Below are 22,191 nucleotides of genomic sequence, written 5' to 3' on the forward strand. Positions count from 1 at the left end.
CAATGCCCGGCCCGCGCGATGCGCTCAGGACGACCGCACTGCGCGAGCGGGCAGACGCAAGCGTCCTTCCGACCAGGCGAGAAACCCCCCAAAAAACCCCGCTTCCGGCAAGCGGAAGCGGGGTGGGATGCCGCGCGCCGATGGCTCAGACGCGGGTGTCTTGCCGTGCGCCCTGCGACCGGCCCGCGCCCTGGCGGTGCGGCCTGGGACCGGCGTGCGCATGCGCGCCGCGCTCCTGCGGCTTGCCATGACCGCGCGCCGCGGGCTTGCGCGGCGGACGCTGGCCGCCGGGCTTCTGCTCGCCCATGCGCGCGCCCGGACGACCGCCGGCGGGCTGGCGACGCTGACCGCCGCCGTTCTTCGGGATCGGCGTATCCAGCCGGACCGGCTGGCTCGGCTCGTAGCCCTCGACCGCGCTCATATCGATCTCGGCCTTGAGCATGCGCTGGATCTGGCGCAGCAGACCGCCCTCCTCCGGCGACACCAGCGACAGCGCCTCGCCCGACGCGCCGTTGCGGCCGGTCCGGCCGATGCGGTGCACGTAGTCCTCGGCGACCATCGGCAGATCGTGGTTGATCACCAGCGGCAGGTTCGGAATATCGAGTCCGCGCGCGGCGACGTCGGTCGCGACCAGGATGCGGGCGCGGCCGGACTTGAACGCATCCAGTGCCTTCTGCCGCTGCGCCTGGCTCTTGTTGCCGTGGATCGCCACCGACGGCAGACCGGACTCGGCCAACTGCTCGGCCAGGCGGTTGCAGCCGTGCTTGGTCTTGCCGAACACCAGCACCTGGTCGGTGTGGCGCTTGGACAGCAGATCGACCAGCAGATCGCGCTTGCGGCTGTTGTCGACCGGGTGGGCGCGGTGGGCGATGGTGTCGGCGATCGTGCTGTTGGCCGCGACCTGCACCTGCTTGGGATCGCGCATGAACTCCAGCGCCAGCGCCTTGATCCGCGGCTCGAACGTGGCCGAGAACAGCAGCGTCTGGCGCGCCTTGGGCACACGGCCGAGGATGCGCTTCATCTGCGGCAAAAAGCCCATGTCGAGCATGCGGTCGGCTTCGTCGAGCACCAGCAGCTCGACCGCGTCGAGCTTGGCATGGCCCGAATCCATATGGTCGAGCAGGCGACCCGGACAGGCGACGAGGATGTCGACGCCACGGCGCAGGTTATCGATCTGCGGCTGCATGCCTGCGCCGCCGAAGATCGTCGTGACATTCATGCGCAGGTGGCGGCCGTACGCCTTGAGGTTGTCGGACACCTGCACCGCGAGCTCGCGGGTCGGCACCAGGATCAGCGCGCGCGGCTTGCGCGGCCCCTTGGGCGGGGTCTCCTTGGCCAGGCGCTGCAGCAGCGGCAGGCCGAACGCGGCAGTCTTGCCGGTGCCGGTCTGGGCGCCGCCCAGCACATCGTGTCCGCCCAGCACCAGCGGGATGGCTTCGGCCTGGATCGGGGTGGGGGTGGTGTAGCCGGTTTCGGTCAGCGCGCGCAGCAGCGCGGGCGACAGCCCGAGGGTTTCGAACGTGGTCATGCAAGGACTCCTGTGGGCCAGTCCACGTCCCGGCGGCCCGCGCGTGCGGGCGACAGCCGATGGCCGTGACGATGGCGATGGACCCCGGAGCTATCCGTAAACCGCGCTGCGAGATCCGATGTGACGGCACCGGGAACGCCCGGGCACCGTGTCTGCGCGACGAAAGACGTGCGGGATAAGGACCGGAACGGCGCGAAGCGCCGACGGCATACCAGGATCGTGACCGGGTCCGGGGACCTTGGGTGGGCGACCGCGCTGCAGGACCCGCCCATTCTAGGGCACTGCGGCCCGCGGCGCCATCGTCGCGGACCGGGTCTGTGCGTTGCACAGCGCATATGGCACGCTGCGTCGGGTTCCCGTTCACGGAGTTTTCGATGGCCTCTGGTTCCGGCGCCCACGGCGGCGCGGTCACGCTCGGTCGCTGGCTGCTCGCCGCGGTCTTCATCGTCGCCGGCGCGCTGCGCCTGTGGGCGGCGCTGCGCGGCGCGCCGACCTCCGACACGACGCTGGCCTTCAGCCTGGCCCAGTTGCTGGTGGGCGTGCTGATCGTCGCCGGCTGGCAGCTGCGCTGGACCGCGTTGGCGGCCGTCGTACTGGTGCTCATCGATGCCCTGCTCTCGCATCCGTTCTGGGCGGTGCGCGCTGCCGCCCGCACCGGTCAGATGCTGCAGTTCCTGCAGCAACTGGGGCTGGCCGGCGGTTTCCTGTTGTTGTCGGCGATGGCGCCGAGGCGCTGACCGATGGCCGCCGACGCCCACGACACCACCGGTCAGTTGGTCCAACTGGTCGCGTTGCTGGGTGCAGCGGTCGTCGCCGTACCGCTGTTTCGACGGTTCCGTCTGGGCTCGGTGCTCGGCTATCTCGCCGCGGGCCTGGCGATCGGCCCGTTCGGCCTGGGCTGGTTCTCCGACCCACAGGCGATCCTGCATGTGGCCGAACTGGGCGTGGTGATGTTCCTGTTCGTGATCGGCCTGGAGATGCGGCCCTCGCACCTGTGGGCGTTGCGCCGGCAGATCTTCGGGCTGGGCGCCTTGCAGATCCTGCTCGCGACCACCGCGCTGACCCTGGTGGCGTATGCGTTCGGCTTCCCCTGGCCGGTCGCGTTCGTCGGCGCCGCCGGCTTCGTGATGACCTCGACCGCAGTGGTCATGCAACTGCTGTCGGAGCGCGGCGAGATCGCGCTGCCGCACGGCCGCAAGATCGTCTCGGTGCTGCTGTTCGAAGACCTGCTGATCGTGCCGTTGCTGGCCTCGATCGCGTTCCTGTCGCCGACGCCGGAGGCCGCGGCCGACGCGCCGTCGCGCTGGACGGCGATCGCGATCGGCATCGGCTCGCTGGCCGCACTGGTCGTGGCCGGCATCTACTTGCTCAATCCCCTGTTCCGGATCCTCGCCGCCGCGCGCGCGCGCGAGGTGATGACCGCCGCCGCGCTGCTGGTGGTTCTCGGTGCGGCCTTGCTGATGCAACTGGGCGGGCTGTCGATGGCGATGGGCGCATTCCTGGCCGGCGTGCTGCTGTCCGAATCCGCGTTCCGGCACCAGATCGAAGCCGACATCGAGCCGTTCCGCGGCCTGCTGCTGGGCCTGTTCTTCCTTGGCGTGGGCATGGCATTGGATGTGGCGGTGGTGGTCGAGGACTGGCCGCTGATCGTCTCGGCGGTGCTGGCGTTGATGGCGACCAAGGCCCTGTGCATCTACGTCGTCGCGCGTGTCACCCGCAGCGGCCATCGCGAAGCGCTCGTACGCGCGGTGCTGATGGCCCAGGGTGGCGAGTTCGCGTTCGTGCTGTTCGCCGCCGCGGCTGCGAGCGGCCTGATCCAGGCCCGGGTCAACGCCACCCTGACCGCCGTCGTCGTGCTGTCGATGGCGCTTACCCCACTGGTGGTCCTGGCCGCTGGACGCTGGACAGCCCGCCGTGATCGGCCCTCGCTCGATGGCGTGGAGGCCGTCGCCGACCAGACCGGCAGCGTGCTGATCATCGGCTTCGGTCGCTTCGGTCAGGTCATGAGTCAGTCGCTGCTGGCCCGGGACGTCGACGTGACGATCATCGACACCGACATCGAGATGATCCAGAGCGCCGCCGACTTCGGCTTCAAGGTCTACTACGGCGACGGCACCCGGCTCGATGTGCTGCATGCCTCGGGTGCGCACAGCGCCCGCGCGATCGCGGTCTGCGTCGACGATCGCGATGCCGCCGACCGCATCGTCGAGCTGGTCACCCACGAGTTCCCCCAGGCCCGGCTGCTGGTCCGCGCCTACGACCGCGAGCATGCGCTGAAGCTGGTCAATGCCGGCGTCGACGTGCAGGTACGCGAGACCTTCGAATCGGCGGTGCTGTTCGGCGCCGCTGCGCTGCGTGCACTCGGGGTCGACGACGACGAAGCCGATGCGATCGCCGCCCAGGTGCGCCGCCTCGACGCCGAACGCTTCGACCTGGAAACCGCGAACAACGACACCCGCGCTGGCATCCCGCTGCTGATCAAGAACACCGACGCGCCAGGCCCCAAGCCCGTGCCGTTCACCCGGCCGCGGCGCGAGGGGCGGTCGTTGAACGATGATCCCGCGCCTCCGCCCGCCGACCCGCACTGACAGCCGCCCGATACTCAGCACGGGCGACGATCGACCTCGTTGACCATGCGGAATCTGGCGATTGCCGCATGACCTTCGACACCCCCAGGCGCCCGGGGGCAGGCGTAGAGTGCGCGCTCACAGGGCGCCGTCCGGCGCCGCTCTCCCGGAGACTGTCTTGATTGCCATCGTTCCCAAGCGCCTGCTGCTGACCGGCGCCGTTGTGCTCGCGCTGTCCGCCTGCTCGGGCGGCCAGGACGCCGCGGCCCCCGCCGCCGACGCACCGCAGACGGCCCAGGCGCCGACATTCCATCTCGACGAGACCGCGCTGCCGCCCTACAACCGCTTCCTGATCGACGATCTGGACACGACCAAGAACGCCTGCGCCGACTTCGGCGGCTACGTCAACGGCAAGTGGCTGGCGGCCAATCCGATCCCCGGCGACCGCAGCTCCTGGGGCGCGTTCGAAATGCTCGACGAGCGCTCGACCGCGGTTCAGCACCAGCTCGCCCAGCAGGCAGCCGAACACACCGATGCGACCGGCATCGAGAAGCTGGTCGGCGATTTCTGGGCCACCGGCATGGACGAGGCCGCGATCGAAGCGCAGGGGCTGGCGCCGCTGCAGGGCGAACTGGCCGCGATCGATGGCCTGACCGACAGCGCGTCGATCGCGCAGTGGCTGCGTGCGAGCGCGGCCAAGGGCCAGGGCTTCCTGTGGGGCATCGGCGCGATGCCGGACTTCAAGGATTCCTCGGTCAATATCGCGGCGACCGGCCAGGGCGGCCTCGGCCTGCCCGACACCACCTACTACAGCGCCGCCGACAAGGCCGGTATCCGCGAGGCCTACGTCGCCCATATCGCCAAGGTGCTCGAACTGTCGGGTGTGCCGGCCGAGCAGGCCCAGGCGCAGGCCAAGGAGGTGATGGCATTCGAGACCCGCATCGCCAAGGTCTCCAAGTCCCGCGAGGCGTTCTCGCGCGATGTCGGGCTGTACTACAACCCGATCACCGTGGCCGAGGCCGACAAGCTCACGCCGAACTTCCCGTGGACGACGTTCTTCGAGTCGCAGGGCGTTGCGGTGCCGCAGACGCTGTCGCTGTCGGTGCCCGAGTTCCACCAGGAAGTCGACAAGATGCTGGTCGACGTGCCGGTCGAGCAGTGGAAGGCCTACCTGCGCTTCCACCTCGTCGACGGGGCCTCGCCGTACCTGTCGGATGCCTTCGTGCAGCAGCACTTCGCGTTCTACGACCGCACGCTGGGCGGCCAGAAGGAAATCGAGCCGCGCTGGAAGCGGGTGCTGGGCACGGTCGACAACGAGATCGGCCACGCGATGGGCCAGCTGTACGTGCAGGTCGCGTTCCCGCCGGAGTCCAAGGCCAAGATGGAGGCGCTGATCGCCAACCTCAGCGATGCGCTCAAGCAGCGCATCGAGCACCTGGAGTGGATGAGCCCGGAGACCAAGCGCAAGGCGCTGGCCAAGTGGGAGACGTTCGAGCCGCGCGTGGGCTACCCGGACAAGTGGCGCGACTGGAGCGGCTTGACGACCTCGCGCGACAGCTATCTGGGCAACGTGCTGGCGGCGACCGAGTTCAACTACAAGTGGGATCTGGGCAAGATCGGCAAGCCGGTCGACAAGTCCGAGTGGGGCATGCGCCCGCAGACCGTCAATGCCTCCTACAACCCGCTGGCCAACCAGCTGACGTTCCCGGCCGCGATCCTGCAGCCGCCGTTCTTCGATCCCGAAGCCACCGACGAGATGAACTACGGCGGCATCGGCGCGGTGATCGGCCACGAGATGACGCACGGCTACGACGACCAGGGCGCGCGCTTCGGACCCACCGGCAACATGGAGGACTGGTGGACGCCGGAGGACTTCGCCGGCTTCAAGGCGCGGACCGGCAAGCTCGTCCAGCAGTTCAACGACTACCGCCTGCCGGATGGCCGTGCGCTCAACGGCAACCACACGCTGGGCGAGAACATCGCCGACCTGGGCGGCCTGGCGACGGCCTACGATGCAATGAAGAAGGCCACCGCCGGTACGCCCGACCCGATGACCGACGGCATGACCCGCGACCAGCGCTTCTTCCTGAGCTGGGCCACGGTGTGGCGCCGCAACTTCACGCCCGAGCAGCTGACCCAGCGGCTGGCGACCGACGAGCATGCGCTCTCGTCGTTCCGCGCGATCGGCGCGCCGTCCAACCTGCCGGCGTTCGCGGCCGCGTTCCAGTGCAAGCCGGGCGACCCGATGGTGCGCGACGGCGAGCGCCAGGTGGTGATCTGGTAAGGCCTCGGCCAGCCCCGACCGGCTGACCAGCGAGGCCCGGCGGCGACGCCGGGCCTCGTCGTTTTCCGGCCCGCCGCGGCGTTGGCGGACGCCCGCCGACCGGCGCCGGGAACGCCGCGCGCGTCTGCACGTCGGCCTCTACGGCGCTTGCTAGACTTGCCCGCATCACGCCGAACGGAAGCCGCAATGTCGATCCATTCCCCCCTCGCCCGCCCGGCCCTGCTCGCCGCGTCGATCGCCCTGCTCGTGGGCCTGAGCACCGACGCCGATGCCCAACGCCGGCGCGCAGCCGCCCCCAAAGGCCCGCCGCCAGTCACCGCCTGCAGCGACCTGTACGCCGCGGTCAACAAGGACTGGCTGGCCGCCAACGTCCTGGTCGCCGGCCAGGGCACGCGCTCGGCGCTCGGCGAACTGCAGGCGCTGGCGCAACAGCAGCAGTACGACCTGCTCGATGCCGCGATGCAGGCGCCGCAGAACAACGTGCAGCAGTTGCTGGGCGATTTCTGGGCCAGCGGCCTGGACGAGGCCGCGGTCGAGGCGGACGGCGCCAAGCCGATCGCACCACTGATCGCGCGCATCGACGGCATCCGCCGCACCCGTGACATCGCGCCGTCGATCGCCGCGCTGCATTCGGTCGGCATCCCGGTGGTCTTCAACTTCGGTGCCGAGGTCGATGTGGCGGACCTCAATCGCAACATCGCCTACTTCGTTCAGGGCGGCCTGGGCCTGCCCGACCCGGCCTACTACAGCCGTGGCGATGCCCAGACCCAGGCGGTGTTCGCGCAGTACACGCAGTACGTGCGCAACATCCTGGCGCTGACCGGCACCACCGAGGACCGGCTCGAGGCCGACACCGCGCTGGTGCTCGACCTGGAGCGCCGCATCGCCGCCGCCTCCAAGCCGCTGGCCGACATCCGCGACCCGCGCACGCAATACGCGCTGGTCGACGTCGCCGGCCTGGGCAAGCAGTACCGTCGCCTGCAACTGGAGGATTTCCTCCAGGCGCAGCACGTGACCGCCACCCAGGTCTCGCTGGCCGATGCGGCGCTGTTCCAACAGCTCGATACGCTGGTCAACACGCTCAAGCCCGAACAGTGGAAGGCCTATCTGCGCTTCCATATCGGCAATGCGATGGCGCCGTACCTGTCCAAGCGCTTCCGCGATGCCGAATTCGATTTCCACGGTCGCATCCTGCGCGGCGAAGCCGCCCAGCCCGAGCGCCGGCAACAGGTGCTGGCGGCGATCAACCGCGCCGCCGGCCCGATGGTCTCGCGCGAGTACATCGGCCGCCACCTGCCCGACGCCACCCGTGCGCGCGCCGAGACGATCGCCGGCCAGGTGCGCGACGCGCTGGGACGCGGCATCGACCGCAGCACCTGGATGAGCGAGCCGACCAAGGCCGAAGCGCGCGCCAAGCTGGCGAAGCTGCGGATCGAAATCGGCGCACCGGTGCAGGACATCGACTACACCGTCCAGCCGATGGGCCGCGGCAGCTTCGGCAGCAACATGCTCATCGCCGCGACCTGGCGTCACGGCCAGGAAATGCGCCGCATCGGCCAGACCAATGCCGCCCGCCGCTGGGACGTGTTGCCGCAGACACCGGCGCTGGCCTACGACCCGGCGCAGAACCGGATCATCGTCTCGGCCGCGGTGCTGCAGGCGCCGGTGCTGGACATGGCCCAGGACAGCGCGGCGCACTACGGCACCTTCGGCGCGCTGGTCGGCCATGAGATGAGCCGCGCGGTCGACATCAAGGGCAAGTCGGTCGTCAGCAACGACGCCCTGCGCACCTGGTGGACCCCGGCCGACGATGCGGCGTGGATGCAGGCGACCGACCGCCTGGTCACCCAGTACAACGGCTATCCCTATCCCGGCCTGGCCGGGGTCAACGTCAACGGGGCATTGACCCGCGACGAGAATGCCGCCGACCTGGCGGGCGTGGAGCTGGCCTGGGATGCGCTGCAGCAGGCCACGCCCGAGCTCGCCAAGCCGTCGCGCGAGGCGTTCTTCAACGCCTGGGCGCAGTTGTGGCGGCAGCAGTCGGCGGTCGATACCGCGACGCGCAACGCCGCGACCAGTCCGCAGGCCCCCGGCCAGTGGCGCGCCAACGGCCCGGTCGCCAACCTGCCGGCGTTCGCCGAGACCTTCCAGTGCAAGGCCAGCGACGCGCTCAATCGCAAGGCCGAGGACCAGGTCCGGATCTGGCGATAAGCCGCGTTTGGGGATTGGGGCGTCGCACCCGACCAGGAAACGCGAGCCGCGCTCGTCTCCGAAGCCGGGTTGCGCGCGCCATGGCCAAAACCGGGGTCAGAGTGCAGTTTCGCGACGCGAAATTGCACTCTGACCCCGGTTCTGCGGTTCTGGGACCCGGTGTTGAGAAGCGCCAAAAAGAAGGCCGCACACTGTGCGGCCTTCTTCGTTTTCGAGCAGTGCGGTCGATCGAGGCACCCGCTTCTACGCATCCTCAATCACGACTTCCGAGACTGCCTCCCCGCTCACAGCCGCCGCACGTGACGGCGACTGCGGTTGAACGGCGGGCGACCGCGCCAGTTCTGGATCAGCAGCCAACCGAACAGCATGCCGCCCAGGTGCGCGAAGTGCGCCACGCCCGAGCGCGTGCCGGTGATGCCGAGTACCAGCTCGACCAGGCCGTAGACGATGACCAACGTGCGCGCCCGCATCGGGATCGGCGGAAACAGCAGCATGATCCGCTGATTCGGAAACAGCATGCCGTAGGCCAGCAGCAGGCCGAACACCCCGCCCGACGCGCCGAGCGTGGGATAGGGAAACGCCCCTTGGGTCAGCGACCACGTCACCACGGCGAGCTGGCACAACCCGGCACCGACCACGCACACCAGGTAGTAGGTCACGAAGCGGCGCGTGCCCCAGGTGTACTCGAGCTGGGAGCCGAACATCACCAGCGCCAGCATGTTGAACACCAGATGCGCGAGATTGCGTGGATCGTGCATGAAGCCGTAGGACAACAGCTGCCACGGCTGGAAGCCCAGCCCACCGGCGTCGGCACCGCCCAGCGGCCAGAGCATGAACGGCGCGAGCAGGCCGCCGATCACCAGTTGCAGCAGGAACACCACGACATTGATGGCCAGAATCACTTTGACGGCCTGCGGCAACCTCGGGAACATCGGCACTCCTCGTTATGCGCGCCCATGATACCGGCGCGCCGTGTCGACTGCGTCGCCTTCAGTCGCGCGCGTCCGGTCCCCACAACGCCGCATCGAGCCCATCGTCGGCCGGCATGCGCACGCGCCCTCGCACGACCGCCACGCCTTCGGCGCGCAACAGGCGGACCTGCGCCTCGAAGCCGGGCGAGCCCTCAGGAAACGCGATGCGCCCATCGCTGCGGACGATGCGGTGCCAGGGCAGCGCCGGCCCGTCGTGGTCGCGCAACACCCGCGCGACCAGCCGTGCCCGGCCCGGCAATCCGGCGCGACGGGCGATGTGGCCATAGCCGGCGACCCGCCCGGCGGTCACCGCGCGGATCGCATCCACGATGCGGGCGTGCGGATACGGGTCGGGCGCCTTCGACGGCGATGCGGGCCGCTCGGCCCGCGCGGTTTTCGCCCGGCGGCCGGCCGTCACACCCAGCCGAAGTGGTGGAACACCCGGAACAGGCCGTAGGCGATGCCGCCCGACATCGGGATCGTCAGGATCCAGGCCCAGATCATCTTGTTGACCACCGACCACTTGATCGCATTCAGCCGCTTGGCGGTGCCCACGCCCATGATCGCCGAGGAGATGTTGTGGGTGGTGGAGACCGGAATGCCCAGCGACGACGCGGCGAGGATCACCGACGCAGCGCTGGTCTCGGCCGCGAAGCCGTGGATCGGGTGCAGCTTGACCAGCTTGTGGCCCAGCGTCTTGATGATCCGCCAGCCGCCCGCGGCGGTGCCCGCGGCCATGACCAGCGCACAGGAGATCTTGATCCACAGGTCGATGTCGCCATCGTTGAGCGCGGCGTCGGAGGGATGCAGGAACGCCAGCCAGCCCGGCAGGTTGTCCAGCGTGCCCACGCTCTGCGCGCTGACCAGGGTCAACGCGACGATGCCCATCGTCTTCTGCGCATCGTTCATGCCGTGCGCGAAGCCCATGCCGGCGGCCGAGACGATCTGGCTCTTGCCGAAGAACGCATTGACCCAGCGCGGCCGCGCGATGCGCGCCAGCACGCCGCCACTGCGCGCCATCATCGAGATCACGAAAAACAGCACGCCCATCATCAGAAAGCCGGCCGCAAAGCCCAGCACCGGCGAGCTGACCATCGGCACGACCACTTTCCACAGCACGCCGGCGCTCTGCCAGAACGGCGTCGCCGGCTCCGACCACACGACCACGTCGAAGTTGTTGGAGGCCGCGGCCAGCGCGGCGCCGATCAGGCCGCCGATCAGCGCATGCGAGGACGACGACGGCAGGCCCCACCACCAGGTGATCAGGTTCCAGATGATGCCGCCCAGCAGCGCGCACAGGATCAGCTGCGAGCCGACGTCGATCACCCCGGCGTTGATCAGGCCCGAGGAGATCGTCTTGGCGACCGCGGTCCCCATCAGCGCGCCGATCAGGTTCATCGACGCCGCCAGCCCGACCGCCTGCATCGGCGAGAGCACCTTGGTGGCGACGACCGTCGCGATCGAGTTGGCGGTGTCGTGAAACCCGTTGATGTATTCGAACACCAGCGCGGTCGCGACCACGATCAGCACGAGGGTCAGCATGGTCGGCAGCCCGTCAGGAGTTCTTGAGCACGATCTCGTAGGCCACGACACCCGCCTCGCGGCAGCGGTCGATGGCCTTCTCGAGGATCTCGAAGAACTCCTTGAGCAGGAACATCTGCAGCGGATCGAGCTTGCCCGAGTAGATGTCGCGGTAGAGCTCGAGCATCAGCCGATCGGCCTCGTTCTCCAGCGCACGCAGCTCGTCGTTGAGCGCCTTCATCGGCTCGAGCTTCATGCTGCGCAAAGTCTTGACCATCTTCACCACCACCGCCGATGCCTGTTCGAGCATCGCCGCGCGCGGCGCGAAGTCGATGTGTTCCAGGTGCTGGGTGGCCAGCGAGTAGCGATCGGCGAACTTCTCGATCTGCTTGGGAATCTTGTACAGCGCCGAACCGAGCGCCTCGATGTCCTCGCGTTCGATCGGGGTGATGAAGCTGTCGACCAGTGCCTGGCTGATCTTGTCGGAGGCCTCGCGCTCGCGCATGCGCGCCAGCTTGAAGGCATCGAGCGCGGGCTGCCGGTCGGCCTCCTTGAGCATCGCGTGCAACGCGATGGCGCTGTCGTGCGCGGCGACCGCCGCCTCCTCGAGCAGGGTGTAGAACTGGTTGCCTTGGCCGAAGATGGTTTGCAGGGAGAACATGCCGACGCCTTTGTCCGCGCACCCGCGGGGCCGGGCGCTTGCGCAAGGGCGAATTATGACGGCTCCGTGACGCCTGCGACCACCCCGGACGTGCCCGGGGTCGTCACGCGGCCACCTGTTATAGTCCGGCCCGCGCCCTCCTGCGCTGCCCGCCCCCCATGGACGACGACCCTAGACCGCCCTTCGCCCGCCGATGCCCGCGCCCGCCGGCCTTCACCACCGGCCACGGCCTGAACACGGGCGCCGTCGATGATTGAGCTGATCCTCATCGTCCTGGCGCTGATCGCCTGCAACGCGTTCTTCGCGCTGTCGGAAATGTCGGTCGTGACGTCCCGCAAGCCGCGCCTGAAGCAAATGGCCGAGCGGCGCGGCGCGCGCACGGCCCTCGAGCTGGCCCAGCACCCCGAGCGCTTCCTGTCGACCGTCCAGGTCGGCATCACGCTGATCGGCGTACTGACCGGCATGCTCGGCGGCGACGCGCTGGGCAGCGCCATCGGCAGTTGGCTGGCGTCGAGGCTGCCGGCGCTGGGCGCCTATGCGGCCACCGCCGGCACGGTGCTGGCCGTTGGCCTGATCACCTTCCTGACCATCGTGTTGGGCGAACTGCTGCCCAAGCGGCTGGCACTGCTGGCGCCCGAGCGGGTGGCCAGCGTGGTCGCGCTGCCGATGCATTGGCTGTCGCGGATCGCAACCCCGGCCGTGTGGCTGCTCAGCGCCTCCGTGCGCGGCCTGCTGCGGCTGCTGCGGCTCAACGACACCGAAGCGGCCCAGGTGACCGAAGAAGAGATCCGCATGCTGGTGAGCGAGAGCCACGAGCAGGGCGTGATCGACGCCGACGAACGCAACATGGTCAATCGCGTGCTCACGCTGGGCGACCGCGATGCCGAGACGCTGATGACGCCGCGCACCCGGATCGCCTGGCTCGACGTGTCGGCCAGCTTCGAAGAGAACCTGGCGCGGATGCGCGACACGCCCTACTCGCGCTACCCCGTGCTGCGCGGCAACGATGCCGACGTGGTCGGGGTGCTGGAGATCAAATCGCTGATCGACCGGCTCGATGCGGGGGCGTTCGACCTGTTCAAGTACCTGCGCGAGCCGCTGTTCGTGTCCGAGTCGACGCCGGCGATGAAGCTGCTGGAGATCCTGCGCGAAAACCAGCAATCGCTGGCGCTGGTGGTCGACGAGTACGGCGACATCACCGGCATGGTCACCGTCAACGACGTCATGGAAGCGGTGATCGGCCGCACCCAGAGCAGTGGCGTGGACGCCTCGCCGCTGGTCGTCACACGCGCTGACGGCTCGCTGCTGGTCGACGGCAGCCTGTCGGTCGAGGCGGTCCGCGAGCTGCTCGGCGGCGGCACGCTGCCGGGTGAGGACGAACACCTGTTCCACACCGCGGCCGGCATGACCATCGCCCAGTTCGGACGCATCCCCAACGTCGGCGAGCACTTCGACGCCAACGGCTGGCGGGTGGAGATCGTCGACCTGGACGGGCCGCGCGTGGACAAGCTGCTGCTGCAGCGCCTGCCCGAGGCCGAGGCCGACAATGCGGCCTGACGGGCCTGCGATGCGTTCGCGCGAGGAAGCCTCGACCCGGGAACTGCTCGCGGCGATGGCGGCGGGCGATCCTGGCGACCAGTTGCGCTTCCGCGACCTGCTGGCCGGCCTGGACAAGCGCGTGTTCGGCATGATGCTGTTCGTCGCCACGCTGCCGGCCTTCATCCCGATCCCTGGGGTCGGCGGCGCGGTCGGCGGCCCGCTGGTGATCTTCGTCGGGCTGCAGCTGCTGATCGGGCTGCGCAAGCCGTGGCTGCCCAGCTTCATCGCCGAGCGCGGCCCGCACCGCAGCGCCGTGCAGCGGTTCGAGACCGTGCTCGAGCCCTGGTTCCGACGCCTGGAGCGGGTCAGTCGCCCGCGGCTGCCGGGCGTCCTCGACCATCGCGCAGCGACCATGTTCACCGGTCTGCTGCTGGTGCTGCTGGGAATCTTGCTGGCGCTGCCGATCCCGTTCACCAACTATGTCTTCGCCGTGCTGCTGCTGGCCTATGCACTGGCGCTGCTCGAACGCGACGGCGCCCTGCTGCTGGTCGCCTGGGCCGCCGGCCTGCTGGCGATCGGCGTGTTCGGTGTGCTCAGCGGCGCGCTGGCCGCCGCTGCGACAGACTGGATCTCGCGGCTCACCTAGCCCGGCAACGCGGCCAGCCGATCAGCGGCCGCGCTCGCCAGCGAGCTGCGCCATGCGCTGAGCGTCGGCCAGGATGCCGCGCAGCAGCCGGACTTCCTTCTCGTCGAGCCCGGTGCGCACGAACAGCCGGCGCAGCTTGCGCATCGCCGAGTCCGGCGCCCGCCCCTTGTGGAAATCGATCGCCTCGAGCGTGTCGGCCAACTGGGCGAAGAAGCCTTCGAGCTGCGCGTGCGGCACGGCGTCTGCCGACGCCGGCACGACCGCCTGAGGAGCGGAGGCCTCGCCCAGCAGCGCCAGCCGCAGCTCGTAGCTGAGCACCTGCACCGCGGCCGCGAGGTTCAGCGAGCTGTAGTCGGGATTGGCGGGGATGTGCACGGCCGCATGGCACAGCTGCAACTCCGAATTCTCAAGCCCCGTGCGCTCGCGACCGAACACCAGCGCGACCTCGCCGCCGGCCAGCGCCTGCGCGTGCGCCGCAGCCGCCGCCTCGTGCGGACGCAGCTCGCGCAATTGCACCCGACGGCTGCGCGCGGTGCAGCCGAGCACGAACCGGCAGTCGGCGACCGCCTCGGCCAAGGTGTCGAAGCGCGCGGCCGAGGCCAGCACGTCGTCGGCGCCGGCAGCCATCGCCTCGGCGTCGGTATGGGGGAACTTCTGCGGCGCGACCAGCACCAGACGCTGCAGTCCCATCGTCTTGAGCGCGCGTGCGGCCGAGCCGATGTTGCCGGGATGCTGGGTGCCGACGAGCACGATGCGCAGGCGCGCAGCGATCGTGTCGGGCGAAGAGTCAGGATTGAGGGGCGCTTGCATGCCGCGAATGGTAAACTGCCCGACCGGCCAAGCGCCGGCACTGCTCTTTTTCCCCTCGAACCCGCCCGCGCCCGGAGTCGTCCGCGATGCTTCAACCTGCTGTCAACATCATGGTCAAGGCGGCGCGTGCCGGCGGCAACGTCCTGCTCCGCAACATGCACAAGCTCGACGCGCTCAACGTCGTCGAGAAGGCACGGCTGGACTACGCGAGCGAGGTCGACGGCCTGGCCGAAGAGGCGATCGTCAAGGAACTGCGCCGGGCGCACCCCGATTACGCCATCCTCGGCGAGGAAGGCGGTGCCAAGCCCGGCCGAGGCGGTGCGAGCCGCTACACCTGGGTCATCGATCCGCTGGACGGCACCAGCAATTACCTGCGCGGCTTCCCCCACTGGTGCGTGTCGATCGCGCTGGTCGAGGGCGGCGAGCCGCTGCACGGCGTGATCTTCGATCCGCTGCGCAACGAACTGTTCACCGCCACGCGCGGCGCCGGCGCCCAGCTCAACGAACGCCGCATCCGCATCGCCGACCGCAAGGACCTGTCGGGCGCGATGATCGCCACCGGCTTCGCCCCGCGCGAGCGCAAGCGTGCCGGTGCGCAGCTGCGCGCGGTCGACGCTCTGCTCGAGTCCGCCGAAGACGTCCGCCGCGCCGGCTCGGCCGCGCTGGACCTGGCCTACGTCGCCGCCGGCCGCTGCGACGCCTACTTCGAGGCCGGCGTGCACCCCTGGGACATCGCGGCCGGCGTGCTGCTGGTTCGTGAGGCTGGCGGTCGCGTCAGCGACTTCAAGGGCCGCGCCACCGGGCCGCTCAATGTCGCCTTTGCCGGCGGCCGCCCGATCCTTGCCGCCAATGTGCGCCTGATCGAACCGCTGCAGCAGGTGCTGGTGTCGTCGGGGTACGCAAAGGAATTCGACTGACCCATCGGGCCAGTCGCAGGATCCGCAGACGCGGATCCCAGCCCCCGGAAACAGAAAAGCCACGCATTGCGTGGCTTTTTCTTCGTCCCGGCCCGGACAAGAACCGGGGTCAAAATCCGGGGTCTGCGTGCATTTTCGCCCGGCTAAAATTGCACTCTCACCCCGGTTTTGACCCGGCCGCCGGCCTTACGGCCGGCGTGCCAGGGCCGCTTCGTCCTTGGCCTTGGGCAACAGGTCCTGCTTGGTGACGCGCAGCACGCCGTAGGTCAGCAGCGGACAGGCGATGAAGATCGACGACAAGGTGCCCACGACCGCGCCCATCATCTGCGTCAGCGCCAGACCTTCGAGCGAGCCGCCGCCGTAGAGAAACAGCGCCAGCACCGACAGGAAGAACACCAGCGAGGTGATAATCGTGCGCGAGAGCGTCTGGTTGATCGAGCGGTTGAAGATCTCCAGCGGCTCGGCCCGCACGCCGCGGAAGTTCTCGCGCACGCGGTCGAACACCACGATGGTGTCGTTGATCGAGAAGCCCATCACCGACAGCAGACCCGCAAGCACGGTCAGATCGAACTCGCGACCGGTCAGCGAGAACAGCGCGGCGACCACCAGCACGTCGAACAGCGTGGTCACACTGGCCACGACCGCGAACTTCCACTCGAAGCGCACGCTGATGTAGAGCAGGAAGCCCACCAGCACGAAGATCGCCGCGTAGATCGCGTTCTTGCGCAGGTCGCCCGAGACCTGCGAACCGATCGCTTCTGTGCTCAGGATCCGACCGGGATTGCTGTCGCTCGTCGCGGCCGCCAGCACCTGCTGCGCCAACTGCGTGTTGCCGTCCACGCTCGCCTGCTCGTCGCCGCGCACGCGGATCAGCAGGTCGTTGCCGCTGCCGAAGGTCTGCACCTGGGCATTGGCGATGCCGGCGGTCTCGAGCCGCTCGCGCACCTCATCGACGCTCACCGGTTGCTCGAAGCGCACGTTCACCGCGGTACCGCCGGTGAAGTCGAGCGCGAAGTTGAAGCCCTTCAGACCGATCACCGCGATCGAGGCCACGAACAGCAGGGCGAACATCGAAACCCAGACATGGCGCAGCCGCATGAAGTCGATGCGGGTATCGCTGGGAACGAGGGTCAACGGGAAAATTTTCATGGGGTCTCTCCCGTCAGATCGCCAGGGACTTGAGTTTCTTGCGCGGCGCGTAGATCAGCGTGACCAGCGCGCGCGAGACGACGATCGCGGTGAACATCGAGGCGATGATGCCGATCACCAGCGTGACCGCGAAGCCCTGCAGCGGGCCGGTGCCGAAGGCGTACAGCGCGATACCCGCGATGATGCCGGTCAGGTTGGAGTCGAAGATCGTATCGGAGGCCTTCTCGTAGCCGGTCACGATCGCCGCCTTGGGCGGCATCCCGGCCCTGAGCTCCTCTCGAATGCGCTCGTTGATCAGCACGTTGGCGTCCACCGACAGGCCGATCGACAACGCCAGACCGGCGAAGCCGGGCAGCGACATCGTGGCGCCGAACAGCGACATCACCGCGACCACGATCAGCAGGTTCAGGATCAGCGCCAGGCAGGTGACGATGCCGAACATGCGGTAGTACAGCATGAAGAAGATCAGCGTGAACACGAACGCGTAGAGCACCGCGGTCACGCCGCGCTCGACGTTCTCCGCGCCCAGGCTCGGGCCCACGACGCGCTCTTCGACGAAGTCCATCGGTGCGGCCAGTGCGCCGGCCTTGAGCTGGCGGGCCAGGTCGTTGGCCTCGTCGCGGCTCAGACCGGTGGTCTGGAACTCGCGTCCGAACACGCCGCGGATCGTCGAGGAACTGATCACGCGCTCGACGGTCCGTGCCGAACGGACTTCCTCGCCATTGACGACGCGCACCGTCGGGATGCGCTCGACGTAGACGATGCCCAGGCGCTGGCCGACGTTCTCCAGCGTGTGGTCGAGCATGCGCTTGCCGCCCGCGCTGTTGAGCGTGATGCTGACCGACGGCATGCCGGTCTGCTGGTCGGTCCGCGGATTGGCGTTGATCAGCTGGTCGCCCGAGACGAGGATGCGCCGCGAGAGCAGCAGCGGGCGGTTGTTCTCGTCGTAGTACACGCGCGAATCGGCCGGGACGCTGCCCGAGGCCACCGCAGCGGCGGCCTGGTTCTCATCGCCGGTCACCGCGCGAAACTCCAGCGTCGCGGTCGCGCCGATCAGGCGCTTGGCCTCGGCGGTGTCCTGCAGGCCGGGCAGCTGGATGACCAGGCGGTCCTCGCCCTGGCGCTGCAGCACCGGCTCGGCGACGCCGATCGAGTTGATGCGGTTGGAGATCACGGTGCGGTTCTGCTCGACCGCGTCGGTGGCGATGCGGGCGATCTCGCTCTGCGACAGGCGCACGGTGATGCGGTTGCCGTCGACGGCGATCTGCGGGCCACTGCCGGCCACCCCCTGCCCCGACGCACTCGCCAGGCTGGTGGCGATGTGCTGGCGTGCCTGGGCGACGTTGGCACCCTCGTTGAGCACGACGCCGATGCTGTTGTCGGCCCGCCGCTCGACGCTCGAATAGCCGATGCGGTTGTCGCGCAGCACGGTGCGGATGCCGTCGGCGTAGCCGTCGACGCGCTTCTGCAGCGCGGCGGCCTGGTCGACCTGCATCACGAAGTGCACGCCGCCCTGCAGGTCCAGACCCAGCGACATCGGTCGGGCGCCGAAGCGCGACAGCCAGTCGGGGACGGTCGAGGCCAGGTTCAGGGCGACCGAATAGTTCTCCCCCAGCGCCGGACGAAGCGTGTCGGCGGCCGCGGTCTGCGCATCGGCATCGTGCAGGCGCACCAGCAGGTGGCTGTCGTCGACCTCGGTGCCGACCGGCGTCACGCCCGCGTCCTTGAGCAGGCCGTCCACCTGCTGGCGCAGCGCATCGTCGATGCGCGCCTCGCTGGTGCTCGGGGTGATCTGTATCGACGGATTCTTCTGGTAGGCGTTGGGCAGCGCGTACAGCGCGGCCAGCACCAGCACCAGCAGGATCAGGACGTATTTCCAGCGCGGGAATTCGAGCATTGGCTTGCCTCGGGCGCCGCGCAGACGGCGCCGGGAGAGTTGCCGGGGCAAGCCCCGGCAGAATCAGGAAATCAGGCCGACTTCAGGGTGCCCTTGGGCAGCACGTTGCCGACCGCGCCCTTCTGGACCCGGATCTCGACGCGCTCGGCGATCTCGACGGTGATGAAGCTCTCGCCGATGGCGCGCACGACGCCGGCGATGCCGCCATTGGTGATCACCTCATCGCCGACCGACAGCTTGTCGAGCATCGCGCGGTGTTCCTTGGTCCGCTTCATCTGCGGGCGGATCATCAAGAAGTACATGATCGCGATCAGGATGATCGGGAAAGCCAGCGTCGACAGCATGCTCGGCGCGGCGGGCGCCCCGGCGGCGGCGTGGGCGGGGGCGATCAGCAGGTCCAGCAGATTCATCTGGGCATCCATCAGGGTCGAAAAGGCAGCAGGCGATTATGCCACGGCCGGCCGGAGGCGCAGGCCGGGGCGTGGACGGGGGTGAAAATCGGGCGATCCGAGCCGTCAGGCCCGGCTCAGGCGTCCGGATTCCCGGTCCGGGCGCGATAGAAAGACGCCCGGAACGCGGCGAAGGTTCCCGACTCGATCGCGGCACGCATGTCCGCCATCAGGCGCTGGTAATACCAGAGGTTGTGCAGCGTGCCCAGCATCGGCCCCAGCATCTCCCCACAGCGGTCCAGGTGGCGCAGATAGGCGCGGGTGTAGCCGCCGGCGCAGGCCTCGCAGCCACAGCCTTCCTCGATCGGGCGCAGATCCTTCTCGAACTTCGCGTTACGGATGCGGATCGTGCCGGTGGAGGTGAAGAAATGCCCGTTGCGGGCGTTGCGGGTCGGCATCACGCAGTCGAACATGTCCACCCCGCGGGCGACCGCCTCCACCAGATCCTCCGGGCGCCCCACCCCCATCAGATAGCGCGGACGGTCGCCCGGCAATTGCGGACAGGTGTGGTCGAGCATCGCGTTGCGCTCGGCCTCGGTTTCGCCGACCGCCAGCCCGCCGATCGCATAGCCGTCGAAGCCGATGGCCTGGAGTCCTTGCGCCGAGCGGGTGCGCAGGTCGTGGTGCACGCCCCCCTGCACGATGCCAAACAGCGCGGCGTCGTTGCCTTCGTGCGCACGCTTGGAGCGCGCCGCCCAGCGCAGCGACAGTTCCATCGAGCGCTCGACCACGCGCGGGTCGACCGGCTTGCCGTCGATCTGCACTGGCGGGCACTCGTCGAAGATCATCACGATGTCCGAGTCGAGCGTCTTCTGGATGCGCATGCTCTCCTCGGGCCCCAAGAACACCCGCGAACCGTCGGTCGGCGCCGAAAACGTCACGCCTTCCTCGGTGATCTTGCGCTTGTGCGCCAGCGAGAACACCTGGAAACCGCCCGAATCGGTCAGGATCGGCCCGTCCCAGCGCGCAAAGCCATGCAGGCCGCCGTGCGCCTCGATGACCTCCAGGCCCGGGCGCAGATACAGATGGAAGGTGTTGCCCAGGATGATCTGCGCGCCCAGCGCGCGGATCTGATGCGGCAGCACGCCCTTGACCGTGCCGTAGGTGCCGACCGGCATGAAGGCGGGGGTTTCGATGGTGCCGCGGGGGAAATCGATACGGCCGCGCCGCGCCGCGCCGTCGCTGCCGAGCAGCTGGAAGGACATTCTGGACATCCCGCTAGTATGACCGGTCCGTCCGCGCCCGACCCTGACGCCATGGATCGCCGCCGCCCGTTGGCCGGATGGCGAAGGCGAGGCCTGGGACGCCTGGCCGACAGGCGCACCGGCAATCTGGGCGCGATCCTCCGCAGCCCCCGGGCCGCCGCGTGCGGCCCGGCGAGGCCCGCCCGCTCAGTCGGCCGGCTGCGCAGACGCCTCGGCGCTCCATAGCAGCATCGCATCGCCGTAGGAGAAGAACCGGTAGCGCGCCGCGACCGCATGCGCGTAGGCGGCGAGGATGCGCTCGCGGCCGGCGAAGGCCGAGACCAGCATCAACAACGTCGATTCGGGCAGGTGGAAGTTGGTCACCATCGCATCGGCGCTGCGGATGCGGTAACCGGGGAAGATGAAGATCCGCGTCTCGCCCGAGAACTGGTGCAGTTCGCCCTCGACGCTCGCGCTCTCGAGCGCACGCACGACCGTCGTGCCGACCGCGATCACGCGGCCACCGGCCTGGCGGGTGCGCCGGATCTGCGCGACCAGTTCGGCACCGACGTTGAGCCACTCGCTGTGCATGCGGTGCTGGCGGATATCGTCCACCCGCATCGGCTGGAAGGTGCCGGCGCCCACATGCAGGGTCACGTGACCGAAGGCCACGCCCCGCGCACGCAGCCGCTCGAGCAAGGCATCGTCGAAATGCAGGCCCGCGGTCGGCGCCGCGACCGCGCCGACCTCGCGCGCGAACACCGTCTGGTAGCGCTCGGCGTCGTCGCGCCCCGGCTCGCGCCGAATATAGGGCGGCAGCGGCATGCGTCCGGCCTGAAGCAACCAGGATTCGAGCGCGTCGCCGACCTCGAAGCGCAGGTGGTAGAAGCCCTCATCGCGCGACAGCACCTCGGCGCTGCCGCCACCGTCGAGCACGATCCGCCCCCCCGCCTTGGGCGCCTTGCTGGCGCCGATCTGCGCACGCGCCTCGTTGCCGGGCAGCAGGCGCTCGATCAGGATCTCCACACGGCCGCCGCTGTCCTTGTGCCCGAACAGCCGCGCCGGGATCACCCGGGTGTCGTTGAACACCAGAAGGTCGCCCGGCTGCAGCAGCTCGGGCAGGTCGCGCACGTGACGATCGTCGAACGCGCCGTCGGCAGGCGGCACGACCAGCAGCCGGCTGGCCGAACGCTCGGCCAGCGGCGCCTGCGCGATCAGCGCGTCCGGCAGGTCGAAATGGAAATCGGACTTCTTCAAGAGGCGCCGACGATCGGAAGGGGCGGCCATTGTAGGTCGAGGCGACGGGCGCGGTGGCGCCATGGGCGCCGGGTGGAGCGGCAGGCGTGGGACGTCTACCGTTCGAACTTGGTCGACAGAATGATCGACGAGGTCGTGCGCTCGACGCCCTCCAGGCAGCCGATCCGGTCGGTCAGCACGTCCATGTCGGCGACGGTCGGCACCACGCCGAGCGCGATCAGGTCGTAGGGCCCGCTGACCGAATGCAGCGTGCGCACCGCATCGATCGCGCGCAGCGCGGTCACCACCGGGGTCATCTGCCGGGGCCGGACGCTGATCATGATCTGCGCGCGGATGTGCCCCTGCTCGAAGTCGTCGCGCACCCGCACGGTGTAGCCGTTGATGACGCCGTCGCGCTCGAGCCGCTCGATCCGGCTCTGCACCGTCGTGCGCGACAGCCCGAGTCGTCGCGCGATCTCGGCGGTCGACAGCCGTGCGTTCTCGCGCAACAGCATCAGCAGGCGGACGTCGGCAGGCTCGCTGGACATTTTCACGAATAGATTCGGCGATGCGCCGAAATCCTAGCAGCGATTCGGCGATCCGTCGCTACCGGCCGACGGA

Annotated in this window: 19 protein-coding genes; 7 read left to right on the top strand and 12 right to left on the bottom strand. The window is 69.1% G+C overall.

The window, feature by feature from the left end:
• Window positions 1-145: 145 nt before the first annotated feature.
• The gene (locus ABE488_RS00490; RefSeq protein WP_346446608.1) at window positions 146-1,528 is read right to left on the bottom strand and encodes a DEAD/DEAH box helicase; all 1,383 of its coding nucleotides are present in this window, start codon (window positions 1,526-1,528) and stop codon (window positions 146-148) included.
• Between the two features lie 374 nt (window positions 1,529-1,902).
• On the opposite strand from ABE488_RS00490, the gene ABE488_RS00495 reads away from it, so the two are divergent.
• The 4 genes from ABE488_RS00495 to ABE488_RS00510 all read left to right on the top strand — a co-directional run bounded on the left by ABE488_RS00495 (window position 1,903) and on the right by ABE488_RS00510 (window position 8,590).
• Window positions 1,903-2,265, top strand: a complete 363-nt coding sequence (locus tag ABE488_RS00495) for a hypothetical protein (RefSeq protein ID WP_346443854.1) — start codon at window positions 1,903-1,905, stop codon at window positions 2,263-2,265.
• Between the two features lie 3 nt (window positions 2,266-2,268).
• The gene (locus ABE488_RS00500; RefSeq protein WP_346446610.1) at window positions 2,269-4,116 is read left to right on the top strand and encodes a monovalent cation:proton antiporter-2 (CPA2) family protein; all 1,848 of its coding nucleotides are present in this window, start codon (window positions 2,269-2,271) and stop codon (window positions 4,114-4,116) included.
• Window positions 4,117-4,276: 160 nt separating this feature from the next.
• Window positions 4,277-6,379, top strand: coding sequence for a M13-type metalloendopeptidase (locus ABE488_RS00505; RefSeq protein ID WP_346446979.1), 2,103 nt, complete (start codon window positions 4,277-4,279; stop codon window positions 6,377-6,379).
• Between the two features lie 186 nt (window positions 6,380-6,565).
• Window positions 6,566-8,590, top strand: coding sequence for a M13 family metallopeptidase (locus tag ABE488_RS00510; RefSeq protein ID WP_346446611.1), 2,025 nt, complete (start codon window positions 6,566-6,568; stop codon window positions 8,588-8,590).
• Between the two features lie 284 nt (window positions 8,591-8,874).
• Here ABE488_RS00510 and ABE488_RS00515 read toward each other — a convergent pair whose 3' ends face one another.
• The 4 genes from ABE488_RS00515 to ABE488_RS00530 form a co-directional block, all read right to left on the bottom strand.
• A complete protein-coding gene (locus ABE488_RS00515; protein WP_346443850.1) occupies window positions 8,875-9,522 on the bottom strand; it encodes a rhomboid family intramembrane serine protease in 648 nt (215 codons plus the stop codon).
• 58 nt (window positions 9,523-9,580) lie between these two features.
• Window positions 9,581-9,892 carry an MGMT family protein gene (locus ABE488_RS00520; RefSeq protein ID WP_346446981.1) on the bottom strand — a complete coding sequence of 104 codons (312 nt, stop codon included), beginning with the start codon at window positions 9,890-9,892 and terminating at the stop codon, window positions 9,581-9,583.
• An 83-nt stretch (window positions 9,893-9,975) separates the two neighbouring features.
• Window positions 9,976-11,103 (bottom strand): inorganic phosphate transporter, encoded by a 1,128-nt coding sequence (locus tag ABE488_RS00525; protein ID WP_346446613.1) that lies wholly within the window; start codon window positions 11,101-11,103, stop codon window positions 9,976-9,978.
• Between the two features lie 13 nt (window positions 11,104-11,116).
• Window positions 11,117-11,743, bottom strand: coding sequence for a DUF47 family protein (locus tag ABE488_RS00530; RefSeq protein WP_183426139.1), 627 nt, complete (start codon window positions 11,741-11,743; stop codon window positions 11,117-11,119).
• A 249-nt stretch (window positions 11,744-11,992) separates the two neighbouring features.
• On the opposite strand from ABE488_RS00530, the gene ABE488_RS00535 reads away from it, so the two are divergent.
• Together ABE488_RS00535 and ABE488_RS00540 are read left to right on the top strand one after the other, a co-directional pair.
• Window positions 11,993-13,300 (top strand): hemolysin family protein, encoded by a 1,308-nt coding sequence (locus tag ABE488_RS00535; protein WP_346446614.1) that lies wholly within the window; start codon window positions 11,993-11,995, stop codon window positions 13,298-13,300.
• Between the two features lie 10 nt (window positions 13,301-13,310).
• Window positions 13,311-13,928, top strand: coding sequence for an exopolysaccharide biosynthesis protein (locus ABE488_RS00540; RefSeq protein WP_346446616.1), 618 nt, complete (start codon window positions 13,311-13,313; stop codon window positions 13,926-13,928).
• Between the two features lie 21 nt (window positions 13,929-13,949).
• Here ABE488_RS00540 and ABE488_RS00545 read toward each other — a convergent pair whose 3' ends face one another.
• On the bottom strand, window positions 13,950-14,738 hold the full coding sequence (locus ABE488_RS00545) for an RNA methyltransferase (RefSeq protein ID WP_346446618.1): 789 nt from the start codon (window positions 14,736-14,738) through the stop codon (window positions 13,950-13,952).
• An 86-nt stretch (window positions 14,739-14,824) separates the two neighbouring features.
• Here ABE488_RS00545 and ABE488_RS00550 point away from each other — a divergent pair, with 86 nt between their 5' ends.
• Window positions 14,825-15,655, top strand: a complete 831-nt coding sequence (locus ABE488_RS00550) for an inositol monophosphatase family protein (RefSeq protein WP_346446620.1) — start codon at window positions 14,825-14,827, stop codon at window positions 15,653-15,655.
• A gap of 186 nt (window positions 15,656-15,841) precedes the next feature.
• Here the strand turns inward: ABE488_RS00550 and secF are convergent, their stop codons facing one another.
• From secF to ABE488_RS00580, 6 genes are all read right to left on the bottom strand, one after another.
• Window positions 15,842-16,804, bottom strand: coding sequence for a protein translocase subunit SecF (gene secF / locus ABE488_RS00555; protein ID WP_346446622.1), 963 nt, complete (start codon window positions 16,802-16,804; stop codon window positions 15,842-15,844).
• A gap of 13 nt (window positions 16,805-16,817) precedes the next feature.
• A complete protein-coding gene (gene secD / locus ABE488_RS00560) occupies window positions 16,818-18,701 on the bottom strand; it encodes a protein translocase subunit SecD (protein WP_346443100.1) in 1,884 nt (627 codons plus the stop codon).
• Window positions 18,702-18,772: 71 nt separating this feature from the next.
• A complete protein-coding gene (gene yajC / locus ABE488_RS00565) occupies window positions 18,773-19,111 on the bottom strand; it encodes a preprotein translocase subunit YajC (RefSeq protein WP_183426274.1) in 339 nt (112 codons plus the stop codon).
• A gap of 116 nt (window positions 19,112-19,227) precedes the next feature.
• Window positions 19,228-20,364: a tRNA guanosine(34) transglycosylase Tgt gene (tgt, locus tag ABE488_RS00570; protein WP_346446624.1), complete on the bottom strand. Its 1,137-nt coding sequence runs from the start codon at window positions 20,362-20,364 to the stop codon at window positions 19,228-19,230.
• Window positions 20,365-20,541: 177 nt separating this feature from the next.
• The gene (gene queA / locus ABE488_RS00575; RefSeq protein WP_346446626.1) at window positions 20,542-21,591 is read right to left on the bottom strand and encodes a tRNA preQ1(34) S-adenosylmethionine ribosyltransferase-isomerase QueA; all 1,050 of its coding nucleotides are present in this window, start codon (window positions 21,589-21,591) and stop codon (window positions 20,542-20,544) included.
• A gap of 95 nt (window positions 21,592-21,686) precedes the next feature.
• Window positions 21,687-22,118 carry an Lrp/AsnC family transcriptional regulator gene (locus ABE488_RS00580; protein ID WP_346443303.1) on the bottom strand — a complete coding sequence of 144 codons (432 nt, stop codon included), beginning with the start codon at window positions 22,116-22,118 and terminating at the stop codon, window positions 21,687-21,689.
• Window positions 22,119-22,191: the final 73 nt, after the last annotated feature.

It is taken from the genome of Luteimonas sp. TWI662, assembly GCF_039673825.1.
GTDB lineage: Bacteria > Pseudomonadota > Gammaproteobacteria > Xanthomonadales > Xanthomonadaceae > Luteimonas.